29 protein-coding genes and 1 pseudogene are annotated in these 26,321 nt (G+C 37.2%); all 30 read left to right on the top strand.

What is annotated here, in order from left to right; all coding sequences use genetic code 11:
* The first annotated feature begins 3 nt into the window (after window positions 1–3).
* The 30 genes and pseudogenes from sucD (at window position 4) to flhB (ending at window position 26,314) form a co-directional block, all read left to right on the top strand.
* Entirely contained in the window at window positions 4–906 is a 903-nt protein-coding gene (gene sucD, locus JF53_RS06035) for a succinate--CoA ligase subunit alpha (protein WP_047981283.1), read from the top strand.
* Window positions 907–1,035: 129 nt separating this feature from the next.
* Entirely contained in the window at window positions 1,036–1,935 is a 900-nt protein-coding gene (dprA, locus tag JF53_RS06030) for a DNA-processing protein DprA (RefSeq protein ID WP_047981282.1), read from the top strand.
* Window positions 1,936–2,191: 256 nt separating this feature from the next.
* Window positions 2,192–4,270, top strand: coding sequence for a type I DNA topoisomerase (topA, locus tag JF53_RS06025; RefSeq protein ID WP_047981281.1), 2,079 nt, complete (start codon window positions 2,192–2,194; stop codon window positions 4,268–4,270).
* A gap of 500 nt (window positions 4,271–4,770) precedes the next feature.
* Entirely contained in the window at window positions 4,771–5,685 is a 915-nt protein-coding gene (gene xerC / locus JF53_RS06020; protein WP_047981280.1) for a tyrosine recombinase XerC, read from the top strand.
* A gap of 16 nt (window positions 5,686–5,701) precedes the next feature.
* Entirely contained in the window at window positions 5,702–6,247 is a 546-nt protein-coding gene (gene hslV / locus JF53_RS06015; RefSeq protein ID WP_047981279.1) for an ATP-dependent protease subunit HslV, read from the top strand.
* An 18-nt stretch (window positions 6,248–6,265) separates the two neighbouring features.
* Window positions 6,266–7,660: an ATP-dependent protease ATPase subunit HslU gene (gene hslU, locus JF53_RS06010; protein WP_047981278.1), complete on the top strand. Its 1,395-nt coding sequence runs from the start codon at window positions 6,266–6,268 to the stop codon at window positions 7,658–7,660.
* Between the two features lie 35 nt (window positions 7,661–7,695).
* On the top strand, window positions 7,696–8,475 hold the full coding sequence (gene codY / locus JF53_RS06005) for a GTP-sensing pleiotropic transcriptional regulator CodY (protein WP_047981277.1): 780 nt from the start codon (window positions 7,696–7,698) through the stop codon (window positions 8,473–8,475).
* Between the two features lie 463 nt (window positions 8,476–8,938).
* A complete protein-coding gene (gene flgB, locus JF53_RS06000; protein WP_047981276.1) occupies window positions 8,939–9,334 on the top strand; it encodes a flagellar basal body rod protein FlgB in 396 nt (131 codons plus the stop codon).
* Between the two features lie 2 nt (window positions 9,335–9,336).
* A complete protein-coding gene (flgC, locus tag JF53_RS05995; RefSeq protein WP_047981275.1) occupies window positions 9,337–9,792 on the top strand; it encodes a flagellar basal body rod protein FlgC in 456 nt (151 codons plus the stop codon).
* Between the two features lie 5 nt (window positions 9,793–9,797).
* Entirely contained in the window at window positions 9,798–10,106 is a 309-nt protein-coding gene (fliE, locus tag JF53_RS05990; RefSeq protein ID WP_047981274.1) for a flagellar hook-basal body complex protein FliE, read from the top strand.
* A 168-nt stretch (window positions 10,107–10,274) separates the two neighbouring features.
* Complete coding sequence (gene fliF, locus JF53_RS05985) at window positions 10,275–11,873, top strand: flagellar basal-body MS-ring/collar protein FliF (protein WP_047981273.1); 1,599 nt, start codon at window positions 10,275–10,277, stop codon at window positions 11,871–11,873.
* 12 nt (window positions 11,874–11,885) lie between these two features.
* Window positions 11,886–12,900: pseudogene (fliG, locus tag JF53_RS05980) on the top strand (flagellar motor switch protein FliG).
* Window positions 12,893–13,627, top strand: coding sequence for a flagellar assembly protein FliH (gene fliH, locus JF53_RS05975; protein ID WP_047981272.1), 735 nt, complete (start codon window positions 12,893–12,895; stop codon window positions 13,625–13,627). Before fliG ends, fliH begins: the two are co-directional and overlap by 8 nt.
* Window positions 13,624–14,943, top strand: a complete 1,320-nt coding sequence (gene fliI / locus JF53_RS05970; protein ID WP_047981271.1) for a flagellar protein export ATPase FliI — start codon at window positions 13,624–13,626, stop codon at window positions 14,941–14,943. Before fliH ends, fliI begins: the two co-directional genes overlap by 4 nt.
* A 2-nt stretch (window positions 14,944–14,945) precedes the next feature.
* A complete protein-coding gene (gene fliJ / locus JF53_RS05965) occupies window positions 14,946–15,392 on the top strand; it encodes a flagellar export protein FliJ (protein ID WP_047981270.1) in 447 nt (148 codons plus the stop codon).
* Window positions 15,393–15,397: 5 nt separating this feature from the next.
* Window positions 15,398–15,997 (top strand): MotE family protein, encoded by a 600-nt coding sequence (locus JF53_RS05960; protein ID WP_047981269.1) that lies wholly within the window; start codon window positions 15,398–15,400, stop codon window positions 15,995–15,997.
* Between the two features lie 28 nt (window positions 15,998–16,025).
* Window positions 16,026–17,417 (top strand): flagellar hook-length control protein FliK, encoded by a 1,392-nt coding sequence (locus JF53_RS05955; protein ID WP_047981268.1) that lies wholly within the window; start codon window positions 16,026–16,028, stop codon window positions 17,415–17,417.
* Window positions 17,418–17,426: 9 nt separating this feature from the next.
* Window positions 17,427–17,891, top strand: a complete 465-nt coding sequence (gene flgD, locus JF53_RS05950) for a flagellar hook assembly protein FlgD (RefSeq protein ID WP_047981398.1) — start codon at window positions 17,427–17,429, stop codon at window positions 17,889–17,891.
* A gap of 29 nt (window positions 17,892–17,920) precedes the next feature.
* Window positions 17,921–18,298 carry a TIGR02530 family flagellar biosynthesis protein gene (locus JF53_RS05945; RefSeq protein ID WP_047981267.1) on the top strand — a complete coding sequence of 126 codons (378 nt, stop codon included), beginning with the start codon at window positions 17,921–17,923 and terminating at the stop codon, window positions 18,296–18,298.
* A 78-nt stretch (window positions 18,299–18,376) separates the two neighbouring features.
* Window positions 18,377–19,531, top strand: coding sequence for a flagellar hook-basal body complex protein (locus JF53_RS05940; RefSeq protein ID WP_047981266.1), 1,155 nt, complete (start codon window positions 18,377–18,379; stop codon window positions 19,529–19,531).
* 49 nt (window positions 19,532–19,580) lie between these two features.
* Window positions 19,581–19,799, top strand: a complete 219-nt coding sequence (locus tag JF53_RS05935; protein ID WP_047981265.1) for a flagellar FlbD family protein — start codon at window positions 19,581–19,583, stop codon at window positions 19,797–19,799.
* Window positions 19,792–20,211 (top strand): flagellar basal body-associated protein FliL, encoded by a 420-nt coding sequence (fliL, locus tag JF53_RS05930; RefSeq protein ID WP_047981264.1) that lies wholly within the window; start codon window positions 19,792–19,794, stop codon window positions 20,209–20,211. The genes JF53_RS05935 and fliL overlap by 8 nt, the downstream gene beginning before the upstream one ends.
* 33 nt (window positions 20,212–20,244) lie before the next feature.
* On the top strand, window positions 20,245–21,237 hold the full coding sequence (gene fliM, locus JF53_RS05925) for a flagellar motor switch protein FliM (protein WP_047981263.1): 993 nt from the start codon (window positions 20,245–20,247) through the stop codon (window positions 21,235–21,237).
* Entirely contained in the window at window positions 21,234–22,415 is a 1,182-nt protein-coding gene (gene fliY, locus JF53_RS05920; RefSeq protein ID WP_047981262.1) for a flagellar motor switch phosphatase FliY, read from the top strand. The genes fliM and fliY overlap by 4 nt, the downstream gene beginning before the upstream one ends.
* A 21-nt stretch (window positions 22,416–22,436) precedes the next feature.
* Window positions 22,437–22,799 (top strand): response regulator, encoded by a 363-nt coding sequence (locus JF53_RS05915; RefSeq protein WP_047981261.1) that lies wholly within the window; start codon window positions 22,437–22,439, stop codon window positions 22,797–22,799.
* Between the two features lie 16 nt (window positions 22,800–22,815).
* The gene (locus JF53_RS05910) at window positions 22,816–23,490 is read left to right on the top strand and encodes a flagellar biosynthetic protein FliO (RefSeq protein ID WP_053071912.1); all 675 of its coding nucleotides are present in this window, start codon (window positions 22,816–22,818) and stop codon (window positions 23,488–23,490) included.
* The gene (fliP, locus tag JF53_RS05905; protein ID WP_047981260.1) at window positions 23,483–24,148 is read left to right on the top strand and encodes a flagellar type III secretion system pore protein FliP; all 666 of its coding nucleotides are present in this window, start codon (window positions 23,483–23,485) and stop codon (window positions 24,146–24,148) included. The genes JF53_RS05910 and fliP overlap by 8 nt, the downstream gene beginning before the upstream one ends.
* Window positions 24,149–24,179: 31 nt before the next feature.
* Entirely contained in the window at window positions 24,180–24,449 is a 270-nt protein-coding gene (gene fliQ, locus JF53_RS05900; protein ID WP_047981259.1) for a flagellar biosynthesis protein FliQ, read from the top strand.
* A gap of 3 nt (window positions 24,450–24,452) precedes the next feature.
* Complete coding sequence (gene fliR, locus JF53_RS05895; protein ID WP_047981258.1) at window positions 24,453–25,232, top strand: flagellar biosynthetic protein FliR; 780 nt, start codon at window positions 24,453–24,455, stop codon at window positions 25,230–25,232.
* 2 nt (window positions 25,233–25,234) lie between these two features.
* A complete protein-coding gene (gene flhB / locus JF53_RS05890; RefSeq protein WP_047981257.1) occupies window positions 25,235–26,314 on the top strand; it encodes a flagellar biosynthesis protein FlhB in 1,080 nt (359 codons plus the stop codon).
* Window positions 26,315–26,321: the final 7 nt, after the last annotated feature.

Here is a 26,321-nt window from a genome sequence, read left to right as displayed (position 1 = left end):
AAAATGAGTGTATATGTTAATAAAGATACGAGAGTAATTGTCCAAGGAATTACTGGTGGTACTGCTAGATTCCATACAAAGCAAATGCTTGAATATGGAACGAAAATTGTCGGTGGTGTTACACCTAAAAAAGGTGGAACAGAAGTTGAAGGGGTACCGGTATTTAACACAGTAAAAGATGCAGTGGATCAAACTGGTGCAACAGCATCAGTAATTTATGTTCCGGCTCCATTTGCAGCAGATGCTATCTTAGAAGCGGTTGATGCTGAGTTAGATTTAGTTATCTGTATAACAGAGCATATTCCAGTATTGGATATGGTAAACGTGAAGCGTTATATGGAAGGGAAAAAGACCCGTTTAATTGGTCCTAACTGTCCTGGTGTTATTTCACCGGATGCATGTAAAATCGGTATCATGCCTGGTTATATTCATACAAAAGGTCATATCGGTGTTGTTTCCCGTTCTGGTACATTAACCTATGAGGCTGTTCATCAATTATCCCAAGCTGGCTACGGGCAAACCACTGCTGTTGGTATTGGTGGTGACCCTGTTAATGGAACAGATTTCATTGATGTATTAAAGGAATTCAATGAAGATCCAGAAACATATGCAGTGGTAATGATTGGTGAAATCGGTGGAACAGCAGAAGAAGAAGCGGCTGCTTGGGTGAAAGCTAATATGACAAAACCTGTTATTGGATTCATCGGTGGGGCTACAGCACCTCCTGGAAAACGCATGGGTCATGCTGGTGCGATCATCTCTGGTGGGAAAGGTACAGCTGAAGAGAAAATTCGTGTCATGAATGAGTGTGGCATCCAAGTTGCAGAAACGCCTGCAGTAATTGGAGAAACCATGATTCGTGTATTAAAAGAAAAAGGCTTAGCCGAAAAGTGTAAAACACATTAAGTAAAATAGAGGCAGGGACAAAAAAGTAACGTAAGCTAGTACTAGCAACCATTGCTAGCGTAAAATACTACTTTACCAAAATACTTTTGTTCCTTCCTCTTTCATTTTAGTTAAAAAGGAAGTGAAAATGTGCTTGAAAGTACTAGATTACGACTTATTCATATCCATCGTTGTGATGGAATAACTAGAAAAACCCTTCGGAAATTACTGCAATTAGATCCTTCACTACAAGCTATCTACACATTATCTGCATCGCAAATTCATCACTATATACTCATCCCAGAAGATAAGGCAAAAAGACTCTTTAATGATCTTCATAATGATATGCTACGACAAGAACTTCAAAAAGATCTTCGGAAATATAAGGTAATAACCATCCTTGATGACACGTATCCACCAATGTTAAAAGCGATTAAAGATGCCCCACTAGTACTATATGCAATGGGAAATGTTCCATTAATAAAACAAACTCCATCCATCAGTGTGATTGGCACTAGAAAGCCATCCCCGTTTGCCGGAGATAAAATGAAATATATCGTGTCACCATTAGTTCGAAATAACTGGGTCATCATAAGTGGTATGGCAAAAGGAATAGATAGTTTTGCCCACAGACTCTCCCTATATTATCATGGTAAAACAATCGCGGTACTTGGTGGGGGATTTAATCATATTTACCCGAAAGAAAATATACCACTATTTAACCAACTTATTAAAACGGGACTAGCCCTCAGTGAGTATCCTCCAGATACGCCACCGAAACCATATCATTTTCCGGAACGAAATCGAATTATTAGTGGCTTAAGTTTCGCAACTTTGGTGATCGAGGCGACAGCTAAAAGTGGCACTTTAATTACCGTTGATCAAGCATTGGATCAAGGTAGAGAAGTATATGCTGTACCAGGGTCTCCACATATTGTCCAAGCAGCAGGATGCTTACAATTAATTCAAGATGGTGCGAAATTAGCCACTTCCCATCAGGCTATAGTTGATGATTGGCAGGAGGAGGTTCTTAATTGGCAGTTTGAATAAAAATAATTGTTTTTGCAACAGTATGTTTGACAAATGCATGGTATATATTTAATATAGGTGAGGATTTAGAGGAAGATTTAGGGAACGATTTAAAATTGATAAAATAGATTATTTTTAGAATGTTTTATAACTATTTGTTGACATTTTGAAAATATATTCTTACATTTAGATGTATAAAACTTTTGAATGGAATGAATTAGGTATTAATCTATATAGGTTATTCGCCTAAAGTTACCTCAGCATAGGAGGAAATAAGATGGCTGACTATCTCGTAATTGTAGAATCACCAGCTAAAGCGAAAACGATTGAACGTTATTTAGGCAAAAAATATAAAGTAAAGGCATCTATGGGACATGTTCGTGATTTACCGAAAAGTCAAATGGGTGTTGATGTAGAAGATGAATTTAAGCCAAAATATATTACCATTCGCGGAAAAGGTGATGTATTAAAAGACTTAAAAAAATCTGCTAAAAAAGCGAAAAAAATATACCTAGCTGCCGACCCCGATAGAGAAGGGGAAGCAATTGCATGGCATTTAGCCCATATTTTGAATGTGGATGAGACTTCTGACTGCCGTGTCGTATTTAACGAAATAACGAAGGACGCGATCAAAGAGTCCTTTAAACATCCTCGTTCTATCGATACAGATCTAGTTGATGCACAGCAAGCCAGAAGAGTACTTGATCGCTTAGTAGGCTATAATATTAGCCCGTTGCTTTGGAAAAAAGTGAAAAAAGGATTAAGTGCAGGACGTGTCCAATCCGTTGCATTAAAAATGATTATTGATCGGGAAAATGAAATCGAAAGCTTCCAACCGGAGGAATATTGGTCAATTGAAGCGAATTTCCAAAAGAATAAAGAACTATTTGAAGGATCCTTTTACGGGTTAGATGGTAAAAAGCTGGAATTAAAATCGGAAGCGGAAGTAAAAGAAATACTAGGAAAATTAGTAGATAAGAAGTTTACAATAGATCAGGTAATTAAAAAGGAAAGAAAGCGGAATCCGGCGAAGCCCTTTACAACTTCTTCTTTGCAACAGGAAGCAGCTCGAAAATTAAATTTCCGTGCAAAGAAAACGATGATGGTCGCACAGCAGTTATATGAGGGAATTGACCTTGGACGTACTGCTGGTGGTATTACTGGATTAATTACGTATATGCGTACCGATTCAACGCGAATATCGGATACAGCTAAACAAGAAGCAAAAGGCTATATTGAAGAAAAGTTCGGAGCAGATTATCTAGGTGATCATAAGATTGAAAAACAAAAGCAAAATGCGCAAGACGCTCATGAGGCAATCCGTCCAACTTCTGTTATGCGAGATCCGAACTCGTTAAAAGCAATCCTATCACGTGATCAACTTCGTCTTTATAAACTGATCTGGGAACGTTTCTTGGCCAGTCAAATGGCACCAGCTGTACTTGATACAATGTCTGTACAGCTAGTAAATAATCAGGTAGAATTTCGATCAACTGGATCTAAGGTGAAATTTAAAGGGTTTATGAAAGTATATGTGGAAGGAACCGATGATAATAAAAAGGATGAGGATAAATTCTTACCAGATTTAGAAGAGGGTATGGTAGTTGATGCAAATGAGATTGAACCAAATCAACATTTCACACAGCCACCACCACGCTATACGGAAGCAAGACTAGTTAGAACGATGGAAGAGTTAGGGATTGGCAGACCGTCTACGTATGCACCTACATTGGATACCATCCAACGAAGAGGATATGTAACACTTGATAATAAACGCTTTGTTCCAACCGAATTAGGTATTATCGTAGTCGATTTATTGAAAGAATTTTTCCCTGAAATTATTAATGCAGCATTCACGGCTAAAATGGAGAATGATTTGGATGCCGTAGAAGAAGGACAGGTCGAATGGGTGAATATCATTGATGATTTCTATCAAGGATTCCGCAAGCGTCTGGCCACTGCAGAAGAAGAAATGGAAAAAATTGAAATTAAAGATGAACCAGCTGGAATTGATTGCGAGAATTGTGGACATGAGATGGTTTATAAAATGGGACGATATGGTAAGTTTCTTGCTTGTTCAAATTTCCCAGAATGTCGTAACACGAAACCAATTCTAAAAGAAATTGGTGTTACCTGCCCGAAATGTAAGGAAGGTAGTGTTGTGGAACGTAAATCAAAGAAACGCCGTGTTTTTTACGGGTGTGATCGTTTCCCTGAATGTGATTTCGTATCGTGGGATAAACCAATTGCAAGACCGTGTCCGAAGTGTGATTCGCTATTAGTTGAAAAGCGAAATAAAAAAGAAACTCAAATTCAATGTACAAATTGTGATTACAAAGAACACACACAGAATTAACAAGCGGCTGAGATAAAAAAGAATAGAAGCAAGTAAAAACCGGAACATATTGACCAACGGATTTTATCTTGCTCTATCACTTTTATCTCAGCCTGTTTCATTTCTATAATGTTTCATAACATTTTAATAGGGGAAACGATAAAAAATTAATTCTGATTATAATTTTTGGATAATTGGTAAAAATAATGGATGGAGATTTTTTCTTAATAATTGCAGGTATCGAAAAATGTCGAAAAATGAATAGTTCTGTATTGACTATTTATACATGAACCGATATAATTATCCAGTGCTAAGCGAATATACTTGACAGTAACATGTGGGCAAAGCATAGGAAAGACAAGGCTAAACTTAAGTATGCGGTAAGTTATGTAGTTAAGATTACCTAAAAAATTCGAATGTATTGAAACTAATTCAGAATTTTGTTACAATTTTGTTAAGTTTATTGCATTTCTTATCTCATGTGTGGTATAGTTTAATCGCTGTTGCGCAGGGGTGATTACTTGGAAAGTTATGAAGACTACCATAAGGCATTTATCGAATACCTCCAAATTGAAAAAAACGCTTCACCATATACAGTAGAATATTATCAACAGGATATGAGAGATTTTTTTTCGTTTTTGGAGCAAGAAGGAATTCATAGCCTTGAAGACATTGATCCGCATTGTGTTCGTTTGTTCTTAACAACACTTTATAACGAGAAGTTATCGAGAAGATCTGTTTCTAGAAAGATTTCAAGTTTACGTTCGTTTTTTAGATTTCTAGAGCGTGAAAATCTTGTTGAAACAAATCCGTTTATGCTGATAACATTGCCCAAAGCGAAAAAGCCGATACCAGGATTCTTATATATGGAAGAATTACAAAAATTATTTGCTGTAAATGATTTGAATGACCCGTTAGGTCAGCGTAATCAGGCATTATTAGAAACACTGTATGGAACAGGAATGCGTGTAAGTGAGTGTCAAAACTTGAAATTGAAGGATATCGACTTTTCCATTGGTACCATGCTAGTGAAAGGGAAAGGCAATAAGGAAAGATATGTTCCGTTTGGCAGCTTTGCTGAAAATGCTCTGAAGCAATACATACAAGATGGTAGACAACAATTGTTGGATAATGCAGGAGCAAATGGAGATATCGTTTTCCTAAATGCTAGAGGTAAACCTTTAACAACAAGAGGTATTCGCACCATTCTAAAAAAGATGATGGAAAAGGCTGCACTAACTGTTCATGTTCATCCGCATAAATTGAGACATACGTTTGCAACACATATGTTAAATGAAGGTGCGGATTTGCGTACAGTGCAGGAGCTGCTAGGACACGAGAATCTGTCTTCTACACAAATCTATACACATGTCACAAAAGATCATTTGCGAAATATTTATGTCAATAGCCACCCGCGAGCAAAAAGTCAGGATTAATGGATGAGGTGATTGAATGGCGATTGAAATACATGCCACCACCATTTTTGCAGTGAAGCACAATGGACAATGTGCTATGTGTGGAGATGGTCAAGTAACACTTGGAAATTCTGTTGTCATGAAGCATAAGGCTAAAAAAGTACGTAAACTGTACAATGGTCAAGTATTAGCAGGCTTTGCTGGTTCTGTTGCCGATGCCTTCACACTTTTTGAAAAATTCGAGGCAAAGCTAGAAGCGTTTAATGGTAATTTACCAAGGGCTGCTGTTGAGCTAGCACAGGAATGGCGGAGTGACAAAGTTCTTCGAAAGCTAGAAGCAATGTTAATTGTGATGAACAAAGACAGTATGTTACTAGTATCTGGAACTGGTGAAGTTATCGAACCAGATGATGGCATTTTAGCAATTGGTTCTGGTGGGAATTACGCACTTAGTGCTGGTAGGGCGTTAGTAGGTTATGCGGACAGCCTGTCTGCAAAAGATATTGCGCTTGCAGCAATGAAAATCGCTGGAGAAATCTGTGTGTTTACGAATGATCAACTTACTTTAGAAGTACTTGATTAATGAGGAGGCCATATAGAGATGGGGATTAATTACACTCCAAGACAGATAGTTGAGCAACTGGATAACTTTATTATCGGCCAACACAGCGCAAAAAAATCAGTTGCAGTTGCACTAAGAAATAGGTATCGCCGAACAATGCTGGAAGAAAAAATGAAAGATGAGATTGTACCGAAGAACATCTTAATGATTGGTCCTACTGGTGTAGGTAAGACTGAAATTGCTAGACGCTTAGCAAAATTAGTTGGTGCTCCGTTTGTTAAAGTGGAGGCAACCAAATTTACAGAAGTAGGCTATGTAGGACGAGATGTGGAATCGATGGTTCGTGATTTAGTGGAAATGTCCATGCGTATGGTGAAGGAAGAATACATGAAGCAGGTTATGGACAAAGCGCAGGAAGAAGCGAATAAAAAGCTTGTGAAGCTATTAGTTCCGCAAGTAAAGAAACAATCTACTATTACGAATCCCTTTGAAATGCTTTTTTCAGGTCAAAGTAATCACGATGACTCGGATGATGCACAGGAAAAGGATGATGAAATTAAGAACAAACGTAGTAGAATCGCACATCAATTAGCGATGGGTGAATTAGAGGATCATATGGTAACGGTAGAGATTGAAGAACTACCGCCTTCCATGTTTGATTTGCTACAAGGGTCTGGCATGGAACAGATGGGTATGAATATGCAGGATGCTTTAGGGCAATTCATGCCGAAGAAAAAGAAAAAGCGTAAACTTCCGGTCAGTGAAGCGAGGAAGGTTTTAACGCAACAAGAGGCACAAAAACTGGTGGATATGGAAGAGGTTGCACAGGAAGCAATAACACGTGCAGAGCAAGCGGGTATTATTTTCATTGATGAAATTGATAAGGTCGCAGGTAAGCATGATAACTCACCAAATGTCTCACGTGAGGGTGTGCAACGAGATATTCTTCCTATTGTAGAAGGTTCAACCGTTGTAACTAAGCACGGACCAGTTAAAACCGATTATATGCTTTTTATTGCTGCTGGGGCATTTCATATGGCAAAACCATCGGATTTAATTCCTGAATTACAAGGTAGATTTCCGATACGAGTTGAATTAGAAAAGCTTTCGGTGGAAGATTTTGTTCGTATTTTAAATGAACCGTCGAATGCACTTTTAAAACAATATCAAGCCTTGTTAAAAACAGAGGGTATAAATGTTGTGTTTACAGATAAAGCTGTAAATAGAATTGCAGAGATCGCTTATCAAGTGAATCAGGATACCGATAACATTGGTGCGAGAAGACTTCATACCATCCTTGAGAAATTATTGGAGGATTTATCTTATGAAGCACCTGACGTCACAATGGAAACAATTGAAATTACGCCAGCATATGTCGATCAAAAGCTAAACACTATTGTAAAAAATAAAGACTTAAGTCAGTTTATTTTGTAAAAATATTCGTAAAAAAATGGAGGATTAATTTAAAAATGGAACTATTAAATCGCGCAAGAAAAATCAACTCAATGCTACAGAAGGCAACTGGTAAATCAGTAAACTTTAATGACATGGCTGCATCTCTTACAGATGTAATCAGAGGTAATGTTTTCATTCTTAGTAGAAGAGGAAAACTATTAGGTTATGCAATCAACCAAGAAATTGAAAACGAGCGTATGAAATCAATGCTTGAGGAAAGACAATTTCCAGAGGAATACACAGAAGGTCTTTTCCACATCCATGAAACAACAGCTAACTTAGATATCAATAGCCAATACACAGTTTTCCCGGTTGAAAACCGCGACCTATTCAAAACAGGTTTAACAACTATCGTACCAATTATCGGTGGTGGAGAACGTTTAGGTACATTAATCATCGGTAGATTAAAAGAAAGCTTCAATGACGATGACTTACTACTTGCTGAATATGGTGCAACAGTTGTAGGTATGGAAATTCTTCATGAAAAAACAGAAGAAATCGAAATGGAAGCAAGAAGCAAAGCTGTCGTACAAATGGCTATCAGCTCATTATCGTATAGTGAGTTAGAAGCAATTGATCATATTTTTGAAGAGCTTAATGGACATGAGGGCTTACTAGTAGCAAGTAAAATTGCTGACCGTGTAGGTATTACTCGATCTGTAATTGTAATTGCATTACGTAAACTAGAAAGTGCTGGCGTTATTGAGTCTCGTTCTTTAGGTATGAAAGGAACTTATATTAAAGTATTGAACGATAAGTTCTTAGTAGAATTAGACAAATTGCGTTCAAGATAATAATTATTAATAAAAAGGAATTCACGGCAATTTTGCTGTGAATTCCTTTTTTTATGGATAACTAATAGAAAAGCAATGAACTCCCAATTAGAATATATAAAACGGATGTATCTCTATTTTCTGTAATACCGAAATACGACTGTTTTATAACGGAAGTGATAGTTTGGTATGAAAAATAATGATGGAATGAACACCAAAGTTGTTATCGGATCGCAAAAATAGGATAAGTTTTTACAAGTTTCAACAGAAAATTGTTTAATTATGTTAAAAATAGACTTCTTATGGAAATTTCAGCTAAAATAATAGTTAAATATACCTAGTATCAAGTTACTGTTTTAGGAAGGAGGTTGGAAAAATGTCGAATTTTGATAGACTTTATAGGGGATATAAATTACAATATTCGTATACTATTTATTATTTCTGTCCGTCTTTCGTTTTTTATTTGATAAAGGAGGTAGTGAGAATGGACTTATTTAGTGGGACAATTAACACATTACAGCAATCTTTAAATTATGCATCAGTTAAAAACCAAACGATATCTTCGAATATAGCAAATGTCGATACCCCTAATTATAAAGCGAAAGATGTCGTATTTAAAGATGTATTAAATAACGAATTACAGAGTTCTTTGACTGCAAAGCGAACAAACTCCAGACATTTACCATTCGAAAATGAACCACGACAATCATTCAATGTTATGACACGCAATGATACAACCTACAACCACAATGGAAATAATGTTGATATTGATAAAGAAATGTCAGAGCTGGCTGAAAACCAAATTTATTATCAAAGTTTAATAGATCGTCTTAATGGTAAGTTTAGTAGTTTACAAATGGTTATAAAAGGAGGTAGATAACGATGTCAATATTTAATGCATTTAATGCTAGTTCAAGTGCCCTAACAGCACAACGATTACGAATGGATGTTATCTCTTCTAATATTGCAAATGCGAATACAACCAGAGCTACAGTTAATGAAAACGGAGAGTATGAGCCATATCGACGAAAAATGGTGGAAATGGAACCAGCTGACAAGAGTTTTCAATCTTTCTTGCAAAAGGCAACTAACACGTCATCGAATCCAGCAAGTGGTGTAAAGGTTTCTGGGATTGTGGAGGATGAAGAACCATTTAAATTATCCTATGATCCGACACATCCAGATGCTAATGAAGCTGGATATGTACAATTACCGAATGTTGATCCACTAAAGGAAATGGTGGACTTGATGAGTGCAACTAGATCATATGAGGCAAACATCACAGCACTAAACGCAAGTAAAAGTATGTTAATGAAAGCATTGGAAATTGGTAAATAAGGAGAATGGTCATGAATCTATCAGTTAACGGATTAACAAATAATGCAATTGAGCCTAGTATTTCAAAAACAACGATAGCTCCTGGTAAAGCACAAGCAAATTTCGCAAATGCTTTAAAGAATGCGATTAACAATGTGAATGAATTGCAAATTCAATCAGATCAGAAAACAGAAGCACTTGCACAGGGGAAAATTGATGATTTACATGATGTCATGATTACTGCTCAGAAAGCAAGTATCACGCTAGAGGCAACTGTAGAGGTTCAACGTAAAGCAATTGACGCTTATAACGAAATTATGAGAATGCAAGTATAATAGCTTTTCTAGCTATTATATCGGCAAGTTATACAAAGCTTTAATAGTAAATTTAGCAGATTGATGATTGTTTTTTAAAAAATCTGCTTTCGTACAACGAATAGCATTCGCGAACGTGGCGAGTGTCAAGCTTTCTAACATCAGTTTAGAAATTTGGCGGGGGAGTACATGAACGAAAAAATAATGAAATTTAATGAAACGGCAAAAACTTTTTGGTCAAAACGGTCGAAAAGTCAAAAGGGGTTAATACTTGGTTCGATCGTTGCGGTTATTGCGTTAATAATAGTCATTTCATTATTTGCAACGCGATCGGATTACGTCCCATTATATAATAATTTGTCCTTGCAGGAAGTTGGGCAAATCAAAGGTGAGTTAGATACTAGAGGTATTCCTTACGAGCTTCAGGATGGCGGAACGACGATTATGGTTCCGAAAGAACAAGCAGATGGATTACTTGTGGATCTAGCAGGGCAAGGAATTCCAAATAGTGGTAATATTGATTACTCGTTTTTCAGCGAGAACTCTTCTTGGGGGATCACCGATAATGAATTCAATATTATGAAGCTAGATGCTATGCAAACAGAATTAGCAAACCTGATTAAAGGTATTGAAGGAATCAATGATGCCCAAGTGATGATTAATATGGCCAAGGATCCGGTTTTTGTAAGTGAAGCAACACAACCTACAACAGCTGCAATCATCTTAAATACAGCACCAGGCTATCAATTCGAAGGTAATCAAATCAATGCACTATATCAATTGGTTTCTAAGGCTGTACCGAATCTGCAACCTGAAAACATCAGCATTATGAATCAATACTTCGAGTATTACGATCAAAACACACAAAATGCTTCAACAGGTTTCCAAGATGCATACACGTATCAACAAACAGTGAAAAAAGATGTAGAGCGTGACATTCAACGAAGAGTACAACAAATGCTTGGAACAATGGTAGGCATGGATAATGTTATTGTTTCGGTTACAACCGATATTGATTTCACCCAAGAAAACCGTGTGGAAGAAATTGTAGAACCAGCTGATCCAGAAACAATGGAAGGTTTACCAGTTAGTGTAGAGACTATTCGTGAAACCTATACCGGTGATGGCGCACAAGCTGGTGGCTTGGCGGGAACAGGTGAAGAAGATATTACGAATTACCCAGGAGCCGAAGAAGGCGAAAACGGGGAGTATGAGTATATCAAAGAAACGATTAATAATGAGTTCAATCGAATTCATAAAGAAATAGTAGAAAGTCCTTATAAAATTCGTGACTTAGGTATTCAAGTTGCGGTGGACAGTGTTAAACAGCAGGACGGAGAAGAGATAGAGTATCTCTCTCAACAAGATATGATGGTAGTTGAGGACGGGATTACATCTATTTTGAATTCCATAATCTCAACATCAATTGATGGAGCATATGGCGAAGTAGCACCTGAAGAGAAAACGTCAATTGTTTTCCAAGAATTTAGTGGAAGTAATGGATTAGCACAAGAAACTGGCTTTAAGATTCCATTATGGATGTATATTGTCGGCGGTTTATTGCTCGTAATCATTATTATTCTCGTTATCATGCTTATGATGAGGAAATCGAAGCAAGAAGAATATGAAGAAGAGGAATACGAATCAGAAGCAATTGCAACATTACCTGATCTTGATGAACAAGAAGAATCAGATTCGATACAACGCAGAAAACAACTAGAGAAAATGGCAAAAGAAAAACCAGAGGAATTTGCGAAGTTACTAAGAGGTTGGATTGGGGACGAATAGGAGGTTACCTGCATGGCTAGACAACAAACTGAATTATCGGGAAAACAAAAAGCGGCAATTCTCTTAATCTCCCTTGGTCCAGATGTATCGGCTCAAGTATATAAGCATCTTACCGAGGAAGAAATTGAGAGGCTGAGTCTTGAAATATCATCCGTAAAAAAAAGTAGATGCAACTATGAAAGAAGAAGTGCTTGAACAGTTTCATCAAATCGCACTGGCGCAGGATTATATATCACAAGGTGGTATTGGTTATGCCAAAACTGTGCTAGAAAAAGCTTTTGGGGAAAGTGAAGCGAGCAATATTATTAATCGTCTCACATCCTCATTGCAAATAAGACCGTTTGACTTTGCACGAAAAGCAGATCCCCAACAAGTATTAAACTATATTCAAGGGGAGCATCCTCAAACAATTGCACTAGTACTATCTTATTTTGATCCAGAACAAGCAGGACAAATTTTATCTGCTTTACCACAGGAAATGCAAGCAGATATTGCAAAACGAATTGCGACGATGGATTCCACATCACCAGAAATAATTAGTCAGGTGGAAGAAGTGTTAGAACGTAACATTTCTTCATCCTTTACAGAGGATTACACACAGGCTGGTGGAATTCAAACAGTGGTAGAAGTATTAAATGGCGTAGACCGTAGTACTGAACGTACTATTTTAGATGCACTAGAAATACAAGATCCAGAATTAGCAGATGAAATTAAGAAACGAATGTTTGTATTCGAGGATATTGTTATTCTTGATAACCGTGCAATCCAACGTGTTATTCGTGAAGTGGAAAACGAGGACCTTCGTCTTGCGCTGAAAGTTGCTAGTGATGAGGTGAAAGAAATCGTCTTTAAAAATATGTCACAACGTATGGCGGACACCTTTAAGGAAGAAATGGAATATATGGGGCCGGTTCGACTACGTGATGTAGAAGAAGCACAATCACGAATTGTGGCAATCATTCGTCGACTAGAGGATGTCGGTGAGATTGTGATTGCTCGTGGTGGAGGAGACGATATCATTGTCTAATTCGGAAACAAAACGAGTTATCCAAATTAAGCAAATTGAACTTCCGGTTGACGAAGAACAGATTAGTTATCAAGCTGACTTACAAGCAGAATTAGCTGAACTTCATCAAGCAAAAGCAGATCTAGAAGCGATCCAACAGCAGAGAGAAATACTCCTAGCAGATACGGATAAAGAAATTCAAGCTATGCGTGAAAGCTGGGAAACAGAAAAGCTTAAGCTAATGGAGGCTGCAAAAGAAACCGGTTATCAGGAAGGGTTTGCACAAGGAAAAGAAGAGAGTATTACGCAATATCAAGAACTTCTTGAGCAGGCCAATTCCATTATTATAGCATCTAAAAAGGATTACGAAGCCACGATTGAAAAGAGTGAAGAATCCATTCTAATGCTTGGATTACAAGTGGCAGAAAAGGTAATTAAGCAACAACTTAAAGATGACCCAGCATCATTTGTACCGATTGTGAAAGATGCAATCAGTACCATTAAAGACCAACGCGTGCTATCCATTTATTTGCATCCAGATCATTATGAATATGTTTTATCGCAGAAATCAGAACTGGAACGAATACTAGAAAAGAAGGCCGAGCTTTCTATCTATGTGAACGAAAGCCTTGAAGCCGGAAGCTGTGTCATTGAACATCCATTTGGCAAAATAGATGCAAGTGTAGATACACAATTATCTCAAATACAACATGTATTGCATGAAATTGTAATGGAGAATAAAGAATGAATCTAACAAGTTACCTGAATGCAATTGAAGAAGCAGATGTATACAAACGCTATGGTAAGGTTCAGCGTGTTGTGGGTATCATGATTGAGTCAGTTGGTCCTGCCGCTAATATTGGCGAGGTTTGTTATATTCATTCTGCGATGAACATGAATAAAAAGCCTGTTCTTGCAGAAGTTGTCGGATTTCATGATGAAAAAGTTATCTTGATGCCGTACAACGAAGTGACCGAAATCGGTCCGGGTTGCCTAGTAGAATCTACTGGAAAACCTTTAACAGTCAAGGTAGGTAGGGGATTAATTGGCATGGTAATTGATTCATTAGGAAAACCATTAGATCAATCAGCTTTGCCTAAAGGTTTATCGAACTTTCTAACTGAACAAGCGCCACCTAATCCAATGAGTAGACCGACGATATCAGACCCAATTCAAGTTGGTGTCAAAGCAATTGATTCGATGCTTACAGTTGGTAGAGGACAGCGTATTGGTTTATTTGCTGGAAGTGGTGTAGGGAAAAGTACTCTACTAGGAATGATTGCTAGAAATAGTAAAGCAGATATTAATGTAATTGCCTTAATCGGTGAGCGTGGACGTGAAGTTCGAGAGTTCATTGAGAAAGATCTCGGTCCTGAAGGTTTAGAAAAGTCAATTGTTGTTGTAGCGACCTCTGATCAACCTGCACTGATGCGAATTAAAGGGGCATATACAGCGACAGCAATTAGCGAATATTTTCGTGATTTAGGCTACCAGGTTAATTTAATGATGGATTCAGTAACACGTGTTGCAATGGCTCAACGAGAAGTAGGGTTAGCAACTGGTGAACCACCAACGACAAAAGGATATACACCTTCTGTTTTCTCTATCTTACCGAAGCTGTTGGAGAGAACTGGTACCAATAGCCATGGCGCAATTACAGCCTTTTATACGGTGCTAGTAGATGGAGATGACATGAATGAACCTATTGCTGATACGGTTCGAGGGATACTTGATGGACACTTTGTAATGGATCGAAAGCTAGCAGAGCAAGGGCAATACCCTGCTATTAATATCTTGAAATCGATTAGCCGGGTAATGAATCAAGTTGTCACACCTGAGCATTTAGAACTTGCACAGCAGACGCGTTCATTATTAGCAAAATATGAAGATAATAAAGAGCTAATTCAAATCGGAGCCTATAAACGAGGTACTGATCATGAAATTGATAAAGCAATTCTTTATTATCCGAAAATCCAACAATTTTTGAAGCAGAGCGTTGACGAAAGATTAACATTTGAGGAAACGTTTGAGAAGCTAAAATTGCTTCTAAATGGAGGTAGTTAACAATGGCAGGAACTCTAGCATTAACGAAAATACTTGATATTCGAGAGCTGGAAAAGAAGAATGCCCAGGTTGAATATCACCAGTCCGTTGAATCGTTTGAACAAGTAGCTACAAAATTGTTTCAGTTGCTTAAACAAAAGGAATCAGCTGAAGAAATGTACGAAGAAGCGTTATGTGAAAACATGGATCTTGAGCAAATTCAAGATCAAATCGCCTATATCGAAACGTTAAACAAACGGATTATTGTACTGCAAGAACAAGTACAGCAAGCGAGAACACAAATGGAAACAAAGCAAGTGTTGCTCTCAGAAGCTCATGTAGAAGCCAAAAAGTTCGAAAAGATTATCGAGTTCCGTACAAGAGAAGAACTAGAGGTAATTAAGAAAGAAGAAAAAGCACTAATGGATGACATATCTATCCAACAATATCTTAGTCACAAAAATAGGTGAATGCGATGGCAAAGGGAAATGTAATAGAAAAAGAAAAAATGAATCCATTCCTATGGTTCTTATTTGCAATAGTAATACCGGTCATCATTGCATTGACGTTAACAATTATCGTTTTCGCAGTGGCTGGGGTAGATGTAATTGACTGGGCCAAAAATAAAGGGAATAACATTCCAGTAATTTCATCCCTCATTACGACTGACGAGGAAGCTAGGGAAGAGAAGAAACAAGAAGACATCGATGCAAAGCTTGCCTCAAAGGATGAGAAAATCGAGCAACTAACTGTTGAGAAAGAAGATCTTGAGGGTCAGATTGAACAGCTGAAGTTAGAGGTGCAAAAGCTAAACCGTGATATGGAAGTAGCTTCAGCTAGTGCACAGCAAGATGACGAAATCGATCAGACTTCCAATCAAACCGTAAAAAAAATATCTAGTTCATTTACTGAAATGAAGAGTAAGCAGGCGGCTTTGATTTTAGAAGAGCTTGAGACGAATGCAGCCTATATGCTCCTAAGTGAAATGACCGATGAAGAACGTGGCGTAATTATGGAGAGCATGAATCCAGAGAAGGCTGCTACTATTACGGAAATGTTTATAGAAGCTCGATAATCATTCGAATTTGAAAGGAGGTGACAACATGAACGCGATGGGAATGATATTACAGGCTCCACCGACAACAGAAGTAAAAGGTAACCTGAATAAGAATGCTGCAAAAGCGAGCGAAGGAACAGTATCTTTTCCTAGTCTATTAAAAAAAGGTGAAATAGAACAAGGACAAGCACAGGCGCTTCTTTCAGCGGCGGTTCAGACATCAAATGCATTAATACCTGCAACCGGAGAAATAAAGGTGGAATTACAATCCTTCCTAGAAGCGATGAATCTGCAACCTAGTGATTTGCTAGGAATGGTCGAAGAGACAGTAGATAATCCGAACAATGAATTAGCAGCTAGTCTACTTGGGTTAATAACGAATAACCAACAGGATACAACGGAATCACTTGATTCGGAGCTATCTGTACAAGCACTTGATGCTACTATGGGTATTCACCTCAATCAAGAGGAACTGGAAAAGCTAGAACAACAGCTAACAGCGATTTTAGCAAAATTAGAAAATCTCCTAGCAACTGTTTCGACGGAAGAGGATAGTAAAAAAATTGCTCCAAAGATGCTAGAGTTGTTGCAGCAGTTAACGAAACTAGAAGCTAAGCTAGCTGGAACAAACCCAACATCTGATGTAGTAAATCGTTCTATTAACCTTGACCTTGAACAATATCCTGCTTTGAAAGAGATTATTGTCGCTTTTCAAAATCGAAGCAATCTCTCAGCAAAACAACTTTACAACAGTGACTCTCAAGTAACCACCAAAGATGTTGCAAAATGGATTGAGAATGCGATTCGTAATCAGCAGGTTTCCGAGGCAGCTGGAACTACTGGACAAACTACAGCAGTTGAACAAGAAGTTCCTGGATTACAGGATGCAACGAAAGTGTCAACTAATGTAAATCAACCAGTACAACAAGCGACCTTCCAGACGAATACAGCATTACCGAAGCTGGAACAATTCGTTATTTATGTTAATCAAAATCAAAGTAGTCAATCGGTTGAACAGCAAGTTATGGATCAATTTCAGCAAGTGATGAAATCAAGCAAATTCATGACGACGCCAAACGGTTTAAATCAACTGTCAATTGCCCTTCGTCCAGACAATCTTGGTGAAATGATGATTCGTTTAACCCAAATTAACGGGGAAATGACTGTTAAAATTTTAGTCACATCACAAGCTGCCAAGGATATGTTGGAATCGAATATGAATCAATTGAAGCATATGTTTTCTCCACAACAAGTCGTTATTGAACGTCAGGATGTTATTAGTGGACAAACACAAAATCCAACCAAGCAGAATGATGAACAATCATTAAACAGTCAACAACAAGGTCAATCTGACCATTCAGAGCAACAAGAAAAAAATCATAGCGAAGAAGATTTTCAATCACAATTAAATGAAATGATTCTGAATGAGAAAGTGTAGGTGAGTAAATTGCCAACAATTGATCCATCGTTGTATTTGAGAAATCAATCAACAACAAGAGTACCAAGTAGTGAACTTGGTAAAGATGAATTTTTAAAAATCTTGATGGCCCAACTATCCAATCAGGATCCAACGAGTCCGATGGAAGACCGTGAATTCATTTCACAGCTAGCTCAATTTTCATCATTAGAACAGATGATGAACATGACCAACTCAATTAGTTCGCTTGTTCAAAATCAAATGATTTCACCAGTAATTCAGTATAGCCATATGATTGGTAAGGATGTTTCATACCAAGATTATGATGAAGAAACAGGTAAAAAGCTTGATATCGTAACAAGTGAGGTTGTTTCTGTTAGTCAATACGAGGGCTTTGCCGTACTCGAATTGGAGAATGGTAAGAAGATTTACGCGGATACAGTCCTAGAAGTAAGAGCAAAGGAAGCAAAAGAGGAATCAGCTGAAACGGAATAGCGGGCTAGCAGTAAAGGAAGTGAAAAGCTATGGATCATCGAATCCATCAAGTGCCTAGACAGCACGCTCTACAATTTCCTGCAGTACCGAAAACGAATCATCCTAGTGAATCGAAGCTAGATTTCAAATCGATTCTCCAGGAACAGCAGGAATTGAAAATTAGTAAGCATGCAACGGAAAGACTTCAAGAACGAAATATTCAATTGAATGACAAGCAATGGCAGTTAATCAATGATAAAGTTGTTGAAGCAAAAGAAAAAGGCATTACCGATTCGTTAGTAGTGATGAATAATGCTGCTCTACTCGTAAGTGCTAAAAACAATACCGTTGTAACAGCAATGAATTTAGAAGAAGCATCAAACAGAATCTTCACAAATATCAATGGAACAATTTTAATTAACGAATAGGCTGGACCCTATTGGGAGGCCAATAAGCTGTTGACTGATTGATACAGCTATCAAAAACCGATTAAAGGGGAGAACGAAATGTTACGTTCAATGTATTCAGGTATTTCAGGAATGAAAAACTTTCAAACAAAATTAGATGTAATTGGTAACAACATTGCCAATGTTAATACATCAGGCTTTAAAAAAGGTCGAGTAACCTTCCAAGATATGATGAGTCAGATGACAACAGGTGCACAAGCACCAACAACTGGACCAGCAGGAAATATGATGCGTGGTGGGGTAAACCCAGCACAGGTTGGTTTAGGTTCACAGCTTGGATCAATTGACAATATTCACACACAAGGTTTCCGTCAAACAACAAACAACCCACTAGACTTCGCTCTAGAGGGAGATGGAATGTTTGTGTTAGCAAGTGATCTAGTACCAGGTAATTTAGAAAACTCTAATGTAGCCTATACTCGTGCAGGTAATTTTTATTTGGATGAACAAGGAAACATTGTAAATCCTCAAGGGTTATACCTAATGGGCTATACACAGCAGAATAATGCAGGTACACAAATCACTGCAACTGATGATGCTAGTATTCAGACGCGTATTACAACAGTAAATGGCGAAACAACTATTGAAATTATTCATCCTGAAAACAATGCTGGGATTTATGCGGAAGGTTTAGAGCCAGAAGTAACTACTGATGAAGATAACAATATTATTGAGACTTATATTTTACCAAATAATGTTGGACAAGTTGTTGTAACCACAGCTCCAGATGGAACAATCACAGTTACAACTCCAGATGATCCAGCAGGTTCACAAGGTACTTCAAGTGAACTTAATGTCGATGGCATCAACTATGATCTAGTTGGCCCGATTAACATCCCAGAAAACGCTCAAAGCTTCAGTGTACAAGCAAATGGTACAGTTAACTATGTTGATGAAAATGGGAACACAAGAGTAGCTGGTCAAATTGCACTTGCTAACTTCTCCAACCCAGGTGGTTTACAAAAAGCTGGAAGTAACTTGTTCTTAAATAGTGCTAACGCTGGTTATACTGGACTAATTATTCCAGAAACAGAAGGTGCTTCTGTCGTTAGTGGTGCACTTGAAATGTCAAACGTAGATCTTTCTGAAGAATTTACAGAGATGATCACAGCACAGCGTGGATTCCAAGCAAACACAAGAATTATTACAACTTCTGATGAAATCCTACAAGAACTCGTTAACTTAAAACGATAATAGGGAGGTAGGAAGTGCCCTGAAGTATTAGGGCACTTCTTCCAATAACATGATAAAACTAAAACGGCTAAATGGTGAATCATTCACCTTGAATGCATTTATGATTGAGCAAATCCAGTCCTATCCCGATACAACAATCACCTTACTAAACGGTAAAAAAATTGTTGTAAAGGAAAAAGAAGAAGAGGTAGTTGAACTTATAACATCTTATTATAAGCGGATAGGAATAATACATGCACTAAGTGAGGTGGAAAAAAGAAGTGAGTAAATTAGTGAAAACAATGCTTTTATCGTTAGTCATTATCATTTTAATTGGTGTTGTTGCAGCTGTAATTGTTTTAAATGTTATAGAAAAACGGGAACAAGGTGACGAACAATCCATTGATGAGATTGTTGAATACTCGTATCAAACACCTGAAATTACAACGGATCTTAGTGATGGTAGCTTTGTTCGTATACAATTTCAAATAGTGACAGACAGTAAAGAAGCACGAGAAGAAATCGAAAAGCGGGAATTTCAAGTCCGCAATATTTTAATTAAGGAATTAGCTACTATGGATGAGGAATCCTTTAAAACAGGCCTAACCAATGTAGAGGATAGTCTACTTACTAAGTTAAACGAAGTAATGACAGATGGCTTAGCGACAGACGTATACACAATCAATAAAATTTTACAGTAGAAAAACAATACTCCGATATGGAGGTGAGTATCTGTGGCAGAAGAAGTTCTCTCGCAAAATGAAATCGACGCCCTTTTATCAGCATTAACTACTGGTGACATGGACGCAGAAGAGCTAAAAAAAGAGGAAAAAGAGAAACGGGTTCGGGTCTATGATTTCAAACGTGCACTACGATTTTCAAAAGACCAAATTCGAAGCATCGGTAGAATACACGAAAACTATGCACGACTTTTAACGACATTGTTTTCTTCCCAGCTTCGAACCTATGTAAACATTACAGTTGCTTCCGTCGACCAAATTCCGTATGAAGAATTTATCCGATCGATTCCCAAAGTTACCGTAATTAACCTATATAATATAGCACCACTAGATGGTAGAATTATCATGGAAGTCAATCCGAACATTGCCTATGGAATGCTTGATCGTTTATTAGGTGGTCGAGGGGACTCCATTAATAAAATCGATAATCTAACAGAGATTGAAACAATCCTTATTTCGCAATTATTCGATAAGGCAACCATTAGCTTAAAAGAAGCGTGGTCTTCTCTTATTGACACTGAACCAGTATTAGAGGATATGGAAATCAATCCACAGTTTCTACAATTAGTATCGCCAAACGAAACGGTAGTTGTTGTATCGTTAAACACAGCTATTGGTGAAGTGAGTGGTATGATTAATATTTGTATTCCGCATATCGTATTAGAACCAATTCTTTCTCGATTGTCTGTACAATATTGGATGCAAAATGCAACGAAAAAGCCAGATCCAGAAGCGCTCGATAAACTTACACGAAATATTGAAAAAGTGTTTGTTGATGCAAAAGCAATTCTTGGAGAAACAACAATTAATTTACAACAATTACTAGCGTTAAATACAGATGATGTCATTGCATTAAATCGTCCAGTTGAACAGCCGTTAGTGTTAAAAGTCAATGACGAAGCCAAATTCCATGTACAGCCAGGTAAATTTAAAAATAAATTATCTGTACAGATATTGGACGAAATAAAGGGAGGGGTTGAAGAATGATGAATGATGGAATGCTTTCCCAAGACGAGATAGATGCACTATTAAAAGTTGGTGCAGATGAAGAACCGAAGGAAACAAAAGAAACGACTCATGAAGAAATAGATAGTAGCAAGTATCTTTCCAATACCGAAATCGATACATTAGGTGAGATAGGAAATATATCTTTTGGAAGCTCAGCAACTACGCTTTCAACACTTTTAAATCATAAAGTCGAAATCACAACACCATCCGTATCAATCATTAGTAAGAATCAAATCGATGAAGCATTTCAATTTGAACATGTAAGTGTTCAAGTAAATTATGTAGAGGGCTTCTCCGGTAAAAATGTACTGGTGATTAAGGCAGAGGATGCTGCGGTTATTTCCGATGTCATGTTAGGTGGTACTGGTGAAGGTCCGTTTGAAGAGTTGAATGAAATTCATCTAAGTGCAGTACAAGAAGCCATGAACCAAATGATGGGTGCTGCAGCTACTAGTATGTCAACCGTATTTGATAAGCGTGTTGATATTTCACCACCGTCTATTTCGCAATCAGCCGTTGCAGAAGATCATGGTGATGATGAATTCTTTGTAAAAGTATCATTCCAATTAAAGGTAGGCAGCTTAATTGATTCTAGTATTATGCAATTAATGCCAATTCATTTTGCTAAGCAATTGGTTGAAGATTTATTAGAGGAAGAACAAGCTGCACAAGCAGAAGCTGCTGTAGCAGTTGCAGAACCAGTTATGCAACAAGAAACAGCATATAGTACGCAACAGATGGCTACACAAACTCAGGTAAATGAGGGGACTCCAATTCAGACAATGAATACGAGTAATGAAACACAATTTATCGGTAACCAAGCAATTTTGAATAAAAACAATGTGCAACAAGCTGAGTTTTCTAATTTTAGTTCTCAAGGTCCAGTAACCAATCAGCATCGTAATCTTGATATGCTACTTGATATTCCATTGAAGGTTACGGTTGAGCTCGGCCGTACGAAGCGTACGATTAAGGACATTTTAGATTTAACTGCAGGGTCAATAGTGGAGTTAGATAAACTAGCTGGGGAACCTGTTGATATTTTAGTTAATGATAAATTAATCGCACAAGGTGAAGTAGTAGTAATCGATGAAAACTTTGGTGTCCGAGTGACTGATATAATTAGTCAGTCTGATCGACTCATGAAGCTGAAATAATCACACTAGGGGGATATAACAATGAGTAATCGCATTTTAATAGTAGATGATGCTGCATTTATGCGCATGATGATTAAAGATATTTTATCGAAAAACGGTTTTGAGGTAGTAGGAGAAGCACAAGATGGTGCACAAGCTGTACAGATGTACCAGGAGCTTACACCAGATTTAGTTACGATGGATATTACAATGCCTGAAATGGATGGATTATCCGCATTGAAAAAAATTAGAGAAACGAATCCAGAAGCAAAAATCATTATGTGTTCTGCAATGGGTCAACAAGCAATGGTTATTGATGCTATTCAAGCAGGTGCAAAAGATTTTATCGTAAAACCATTCCAAGCAGATCGTGTAATTGAAGCAATCCAAAAAGCATTGGACTAAGAAACGAGTGAGTACGTTGATTAAAAAAAGCGGTTTAGGGATCCTTTTAGGAGTATTATGTATCTTCCTATCATTACCTACTTTTGCATTTGCAGAAGGGGATTTGGTGAAGGATATGTTCCCTGAAAATGCAGATGAACAAGGAGAAGAATCTCCAAACGATAATACAGAAAATAATACTGAACTTGGTGAAACGCCAGTTGCTGAACCAGAAGTAGATAATGGCTCCTTAGTATGGGACATTATCAAAATGGTTTTCGCGTTATTGTTAATTCTTGTGTTGATTTATTTATTGCTCAAATTTCTCAATAAGCGAAATAAGTTATTTAGCCAGGTGAGGGCATTAGAAAATCTAGGTGGAATAACAGTTGGACCAAGTAAATCCATTCAACTTGTACGAGTTGGAAGTAAGATTTACCTAATTGGTGTTGGCGAGAATGTCCAGTTACTTGAGGAAATTGAAGATGAAGCCATCAAGAATGAACTTCTACAAAGCTTCGAACAACAGACAGAATTTAAAGCAGGAAATATTTTATCTGTGTTTCAATCGAAAGCTGGACAAGCGACTAGTGAACCAAATCAAACAAAAAATGATTTTAAAAATCTGTTTTCAAGTGAACTAGAAAAGTTAAAACAAAACAGAAAAAAACTACTAACGAAGCAAGTCGAGAAGGAAGATAGTCATGAATGAATTTATGGATATGTTTTCTAGTTCAGATCCTGCAAATGTGTCTACTTCAGTAAAATTAATCCTGTTATTAACAGTCTTTTCATTAGCACCAGGTATTCTGATTCTAATGACAAGCTTTACAAGAATTATTATCGTATTATCATTTGTTCGAACATCACTAGCGACACAGCAAATGCCGCCGAATCAAGTACTCATTGGAATTGCGTTATTTTTAACATTTTTTATTATGGCACCAACCTTTAATGAGGTTTACGAAGAAGGCTTGCAACCATTATTTAATGAAGAAATTACATTGGATGAGGCCTATGATCGGGCAAGCGAACCAATAAAGAGTTTTATGGCCAACCATACTAGACAAAAAGACCTGGCATTATTTTTAAATTATGCCCAAATTGAAACACCTGAGAGTATTAATGATATCCCAATGACAGCAATGGTACCCGCATTTGCCATCAGTGAGCTTAAAACTGCATTTCAAATGGGCTTTATGATTTTTATACCATTTTTAATTATCGATATGGCTGTTGCAAGTATTTTGATGTCCATGGGGATGATGATGTTACCGCCAGTTATGATATCACTACCATTTAAAATATTGCTATTTGTTATGGTAGATGGCTGGTATTTAATTACACATTCCTTATTATCAGGTTTTTGAGTAGGTTTAGAGCAGAAAAGGAGGTTTTGTCTTGAGTAGTGAATTTGTTTTAGCTTTGGCAGAAAAAGGAATTTATACCGTATTACTTGTGACAGGTCCATTGCTTATACTTGCACTTGCTGTAGGGTTGTTAGTAAGTATTTTTCAAGCAACCACTCAGATTCAAGAACAAACACTTGCCTTTATTCCAAAGATTGTTGCAGTTTTAGTAGGATTAATATTCTTCGGTCCGTGGATGCTTTCAACGATGATTGAATTTACGGCAGACATATTTCAAAATCTAAATCGGTTTGTAGGGTAACCCATGTTAGACTTAATATCGCTTAATAGTTTTCCTATATTTTTATTAATTTTAGTTCGCGTATTGGGCTTTTTTGTTACAATGCCACTCATTTCTTATCGGACAATTCCACTTCCATTTAAAATTGGGATTAGCTTCTTTTTAGCATTTATGATGTTTTATACTGTTGATTCTTCATCCATCGTAATTGATGAGATGTATTTCTTTTTAGTGATTAAAGAAGCGCTGGTAGGAATTTTAGTAGGTTTAATTGGTTATATTATTGTTTCAGCTGTACAAGTTGCAGGTGGATTTATTGATTTTCAGATGGGGTTTGCAATCGCCAACGTGATGGACCCTCAAACAGGTGCCCAAAGCCCATTAACGGGACAATATTTTTATATCATTGCCTTACTATTCTTATTATCGGTTGATGGCCATCACTTGTTAATAGATGGAATCGTGAATAGTTATACATTTATTCCAATTGATGCTTATATTCCATTTCATGATGGGAATATTGCTGAATTTGTTATTCGAGCATTCAATACTATGTTTCTCATAGCTTTCCAAATTTCTATCCCAATAGTAGGATGTTTGTTTTTAGTGGATGTAGCACTCGGCATTATTTCACGAACTGTTCCACAGCTTAATGTATTTGTTGTCGGGCTCCCATTAAAGATTTTAGTTAGCTTTGCAGCAATACTCGTGTTCTTAAGCTTGTATATTGTTCTTGTGAGGAATTTATTTACGACAATGTTTGAGACAATCCAAGGACTTATGCAGTTATTCGGAGGTGCGTAGGCTTGCAGTTACAGCTTGATTTACAATTCTTTGCAGGAGAAAAAACGGAAAAAGCTACGCCAAAGAAACGAAGCGATGAGCGAAAAAAAGGTAGAGTAGCCAAAAGCCAAGATATTAACACGGCATTTCTATTATTGTTTGTTTTAATTTTAATGGCTGTATTTGGAAGCTTTATGAAGGATAATATGCTTGCTCTGTATCAGCACTCCTTTACGGAATATATCAATTGGGAACTTACCGAAAATAACATTTTTCAACTATTTACTGAAGCTACCATCGAGCTTGTCAAAATTATTGCTCCAGTATTAGTAATTGCCTTAATAATTGGGGTAGCATCCAATTTAATGCAAATTGGCTTCTTATTCACGACAGAACCGTTAAAGTTTGATTTGAAAAAAATAGATCCTATCCAAGGTGCCAAGCGGATATTTTCGATGCGTGCCCTTGTTGAATTATTGAAGTCATTTCTTAAGATTGTTGTAATTGGTTCGATTACGTTTATGGTCATTTGGATATTCAAGGATGATATGCTGATGACAGCCTTCAAAAACGCGGAAAATGCACTAGCATTCTTCGGCAGGACAACCCTAATTATGGGGATCAGTGCTACGATAGCATTACTCTTTTTAGCAGTTTTTGACTATGCTTACCAGCGCTATGATTTTGAGAAGAATATGCGAATGTCCAAACAGGATATAAAGGATGAATATAAGAATATTGAAGGGGATCCTTTTATTAAATCCAAAATTAAAGAGAAACAACGTCAAATAGCAATGCGCCGAATGATGAGTGAAATTCCAAATGCTGACGTTGTTATTACAAACCCGACACATTATGCAATTGCTATTAAGTATGACGAGGATAAAGCAAGTGCACCTTATGTCGTTGGGAAGGGTGTTGACCATATCGCCTTTAAGATTAGAGAAATTGCCAAAGCAAATAATGTCATGACAGTGGAAAATAGACCACTTGCAAGGTCATTATATGCATCGGTTGAAATAGGAGAAGCAATCCCAGAAGAGTTCTACCAAGCGGTAGCAGAGGTGCTTGCTTACGTATACCGAATGGAGAAAAAAGTTTAGCAATAAG

The organism is Ornithinibacillus contaminans, assembly GCF_001038425.2.
Classification (GTDB): Bacteria; Bacillota; Bacilli; order Bacillales; family Amphibacillaceae; genus Ornithinibacillus; species Ornithinibacillus contaminans.
The sequence above is the reverse complement of the archived record's forward strand: the minus strand, read 5'-3'. Positions and strand labels throughout refer to the sequence as shown.

Excerpts from the sequence above, each read along its gene's own strand:
- sucD (WP_047981283.1), top strand. The coding sequence starts at position 4 with ATGAGTGTATATGTTAATAAAGATACGAGAGTAATTGTCCAAGGAATT.
- fliR (WP_047981258.1), top strand. The coding sequence starts at position 24,453 with ATGTTAGACTTAATATCGCTTAATAGTTTTCCTATATTTTTATTAATT.
- hslV (WP_047981279.1), top strand. The coding sequence starts at position 5,702 with ATGGCGATTGAAATACATGCCACCACCATTTTTGCAGTGAAGCACAAT.
- codY (WP_047981277.1), top strand. The coding sequence starts at position 7,696 with ATGGAACTATTAAATCGCGCAAGAAAAATCAACTCAATGCTACAGAAG.
- JF53_RS05960 (WP_047981269.1), top strand. The coding sequence starts at position 15,398 with ATGGCAAAGGGAAATGTAATAGAAAAAGAAAAAATGAATCCATTCCTA.
- JF53_RS05940 (WP_047981266.1), top strand. The coding sequence starts at position 18,377 with ATGTTACGTTCAATGTATTCAGGTATTTCAGGAATGAAAAACTTTCAA.
- flgC (WP_047981275.1), top strand. The coding sequence starts at position 9,337 with ATGTCAATATTTAATGCATTTAATGCTAGTTCAAGTGCCCTAACAGCA.
- topA (WP_047981281.1), top strand. The coding sequence starts at position 2,192 with ATGGCTGACTATCTCGTAATTGTAGAATCACCAGCTAAAGCGAAAACG.
- JF53_RS05955 (WP_047981268.1), top strand. The coding sequence starts at position 16,026 with ATGAACGCGATGGGAATGATATTACAGGCTCCACCGACAACAGAAGTA.
- fliI (WP_047981271.1), top strand. The coding sequence starts at position 13,624 with ATGAATCTAACAAGTTACCTGAATGCAATTGAAGAAGCAGATGTATAC.
- fliF (WP_047981273.1), top strand. The coding sequence starts at position 10,275 with ATGAACGAAAAAATAATGAAATTTAATGAAACGGCAAAAACTTTTTGG.
- JF53_RS05935 (WP_047981265.1), top strand. The coding sequence starts at position 19,581 with ATGATAAAACTAAAACGGCTAAATGGTGAATCATTCACCTTGAATGCA.
- flgB (WP_047981276.1), top strand. The coding sequence starts at position 8,939 with ATGGACTTATTTAGTGGGACAATTAACACATTACAGCAATCTTTAAAT.
- fliY (WP_047981262.1), top strand. The coding sequence starts at position 21,234 with ATGATGAATGATGGAATGCTTTCCCAAGACGAGATAGATGCACTATTA.
- fliJ (WP_047981270.1), top strand. The coding sequence starts at position 14,946 with ATGGCAGGAACTCTAGCATTAACGAAAATACTTGATATTCGAGAGCTG.
- JF53_RS05915 (WP_047981261.1), top strand. The coding sequence starts at position 22,437 with ATGAGTAATCGCATTTTAATAGTAGATGATGCTGCATTTATGCGCATG.
- fliE (WP_047981274.1), top strand. The coding sequence starts at position 9,798 with ATGGTCATGAATCTATCAGTTAACGGATTAACAAATAATGCAATTGAG.
- JF53_RS05945 (WP_047981267.1), top strand. The coding sequence starts at position 17,921 with ATGGATCATCGAATCCATCAAGTGCCTAGACAGCACGCTCTACAATTT.
- fliP (WP_047981260.1), top strand. The coding sequence starts at position 23,483 with ATGAATGAATTTATGGATATGTTTTCTAGTTCAGATCCTGCAAATGTG.
- hslU (WP_047981278.1), top strand. The coding sequence starts at position 6,266 with ATGGGGATTAATTACACTCCAAGACAGATAGTTGAGCAACTGGATAAC.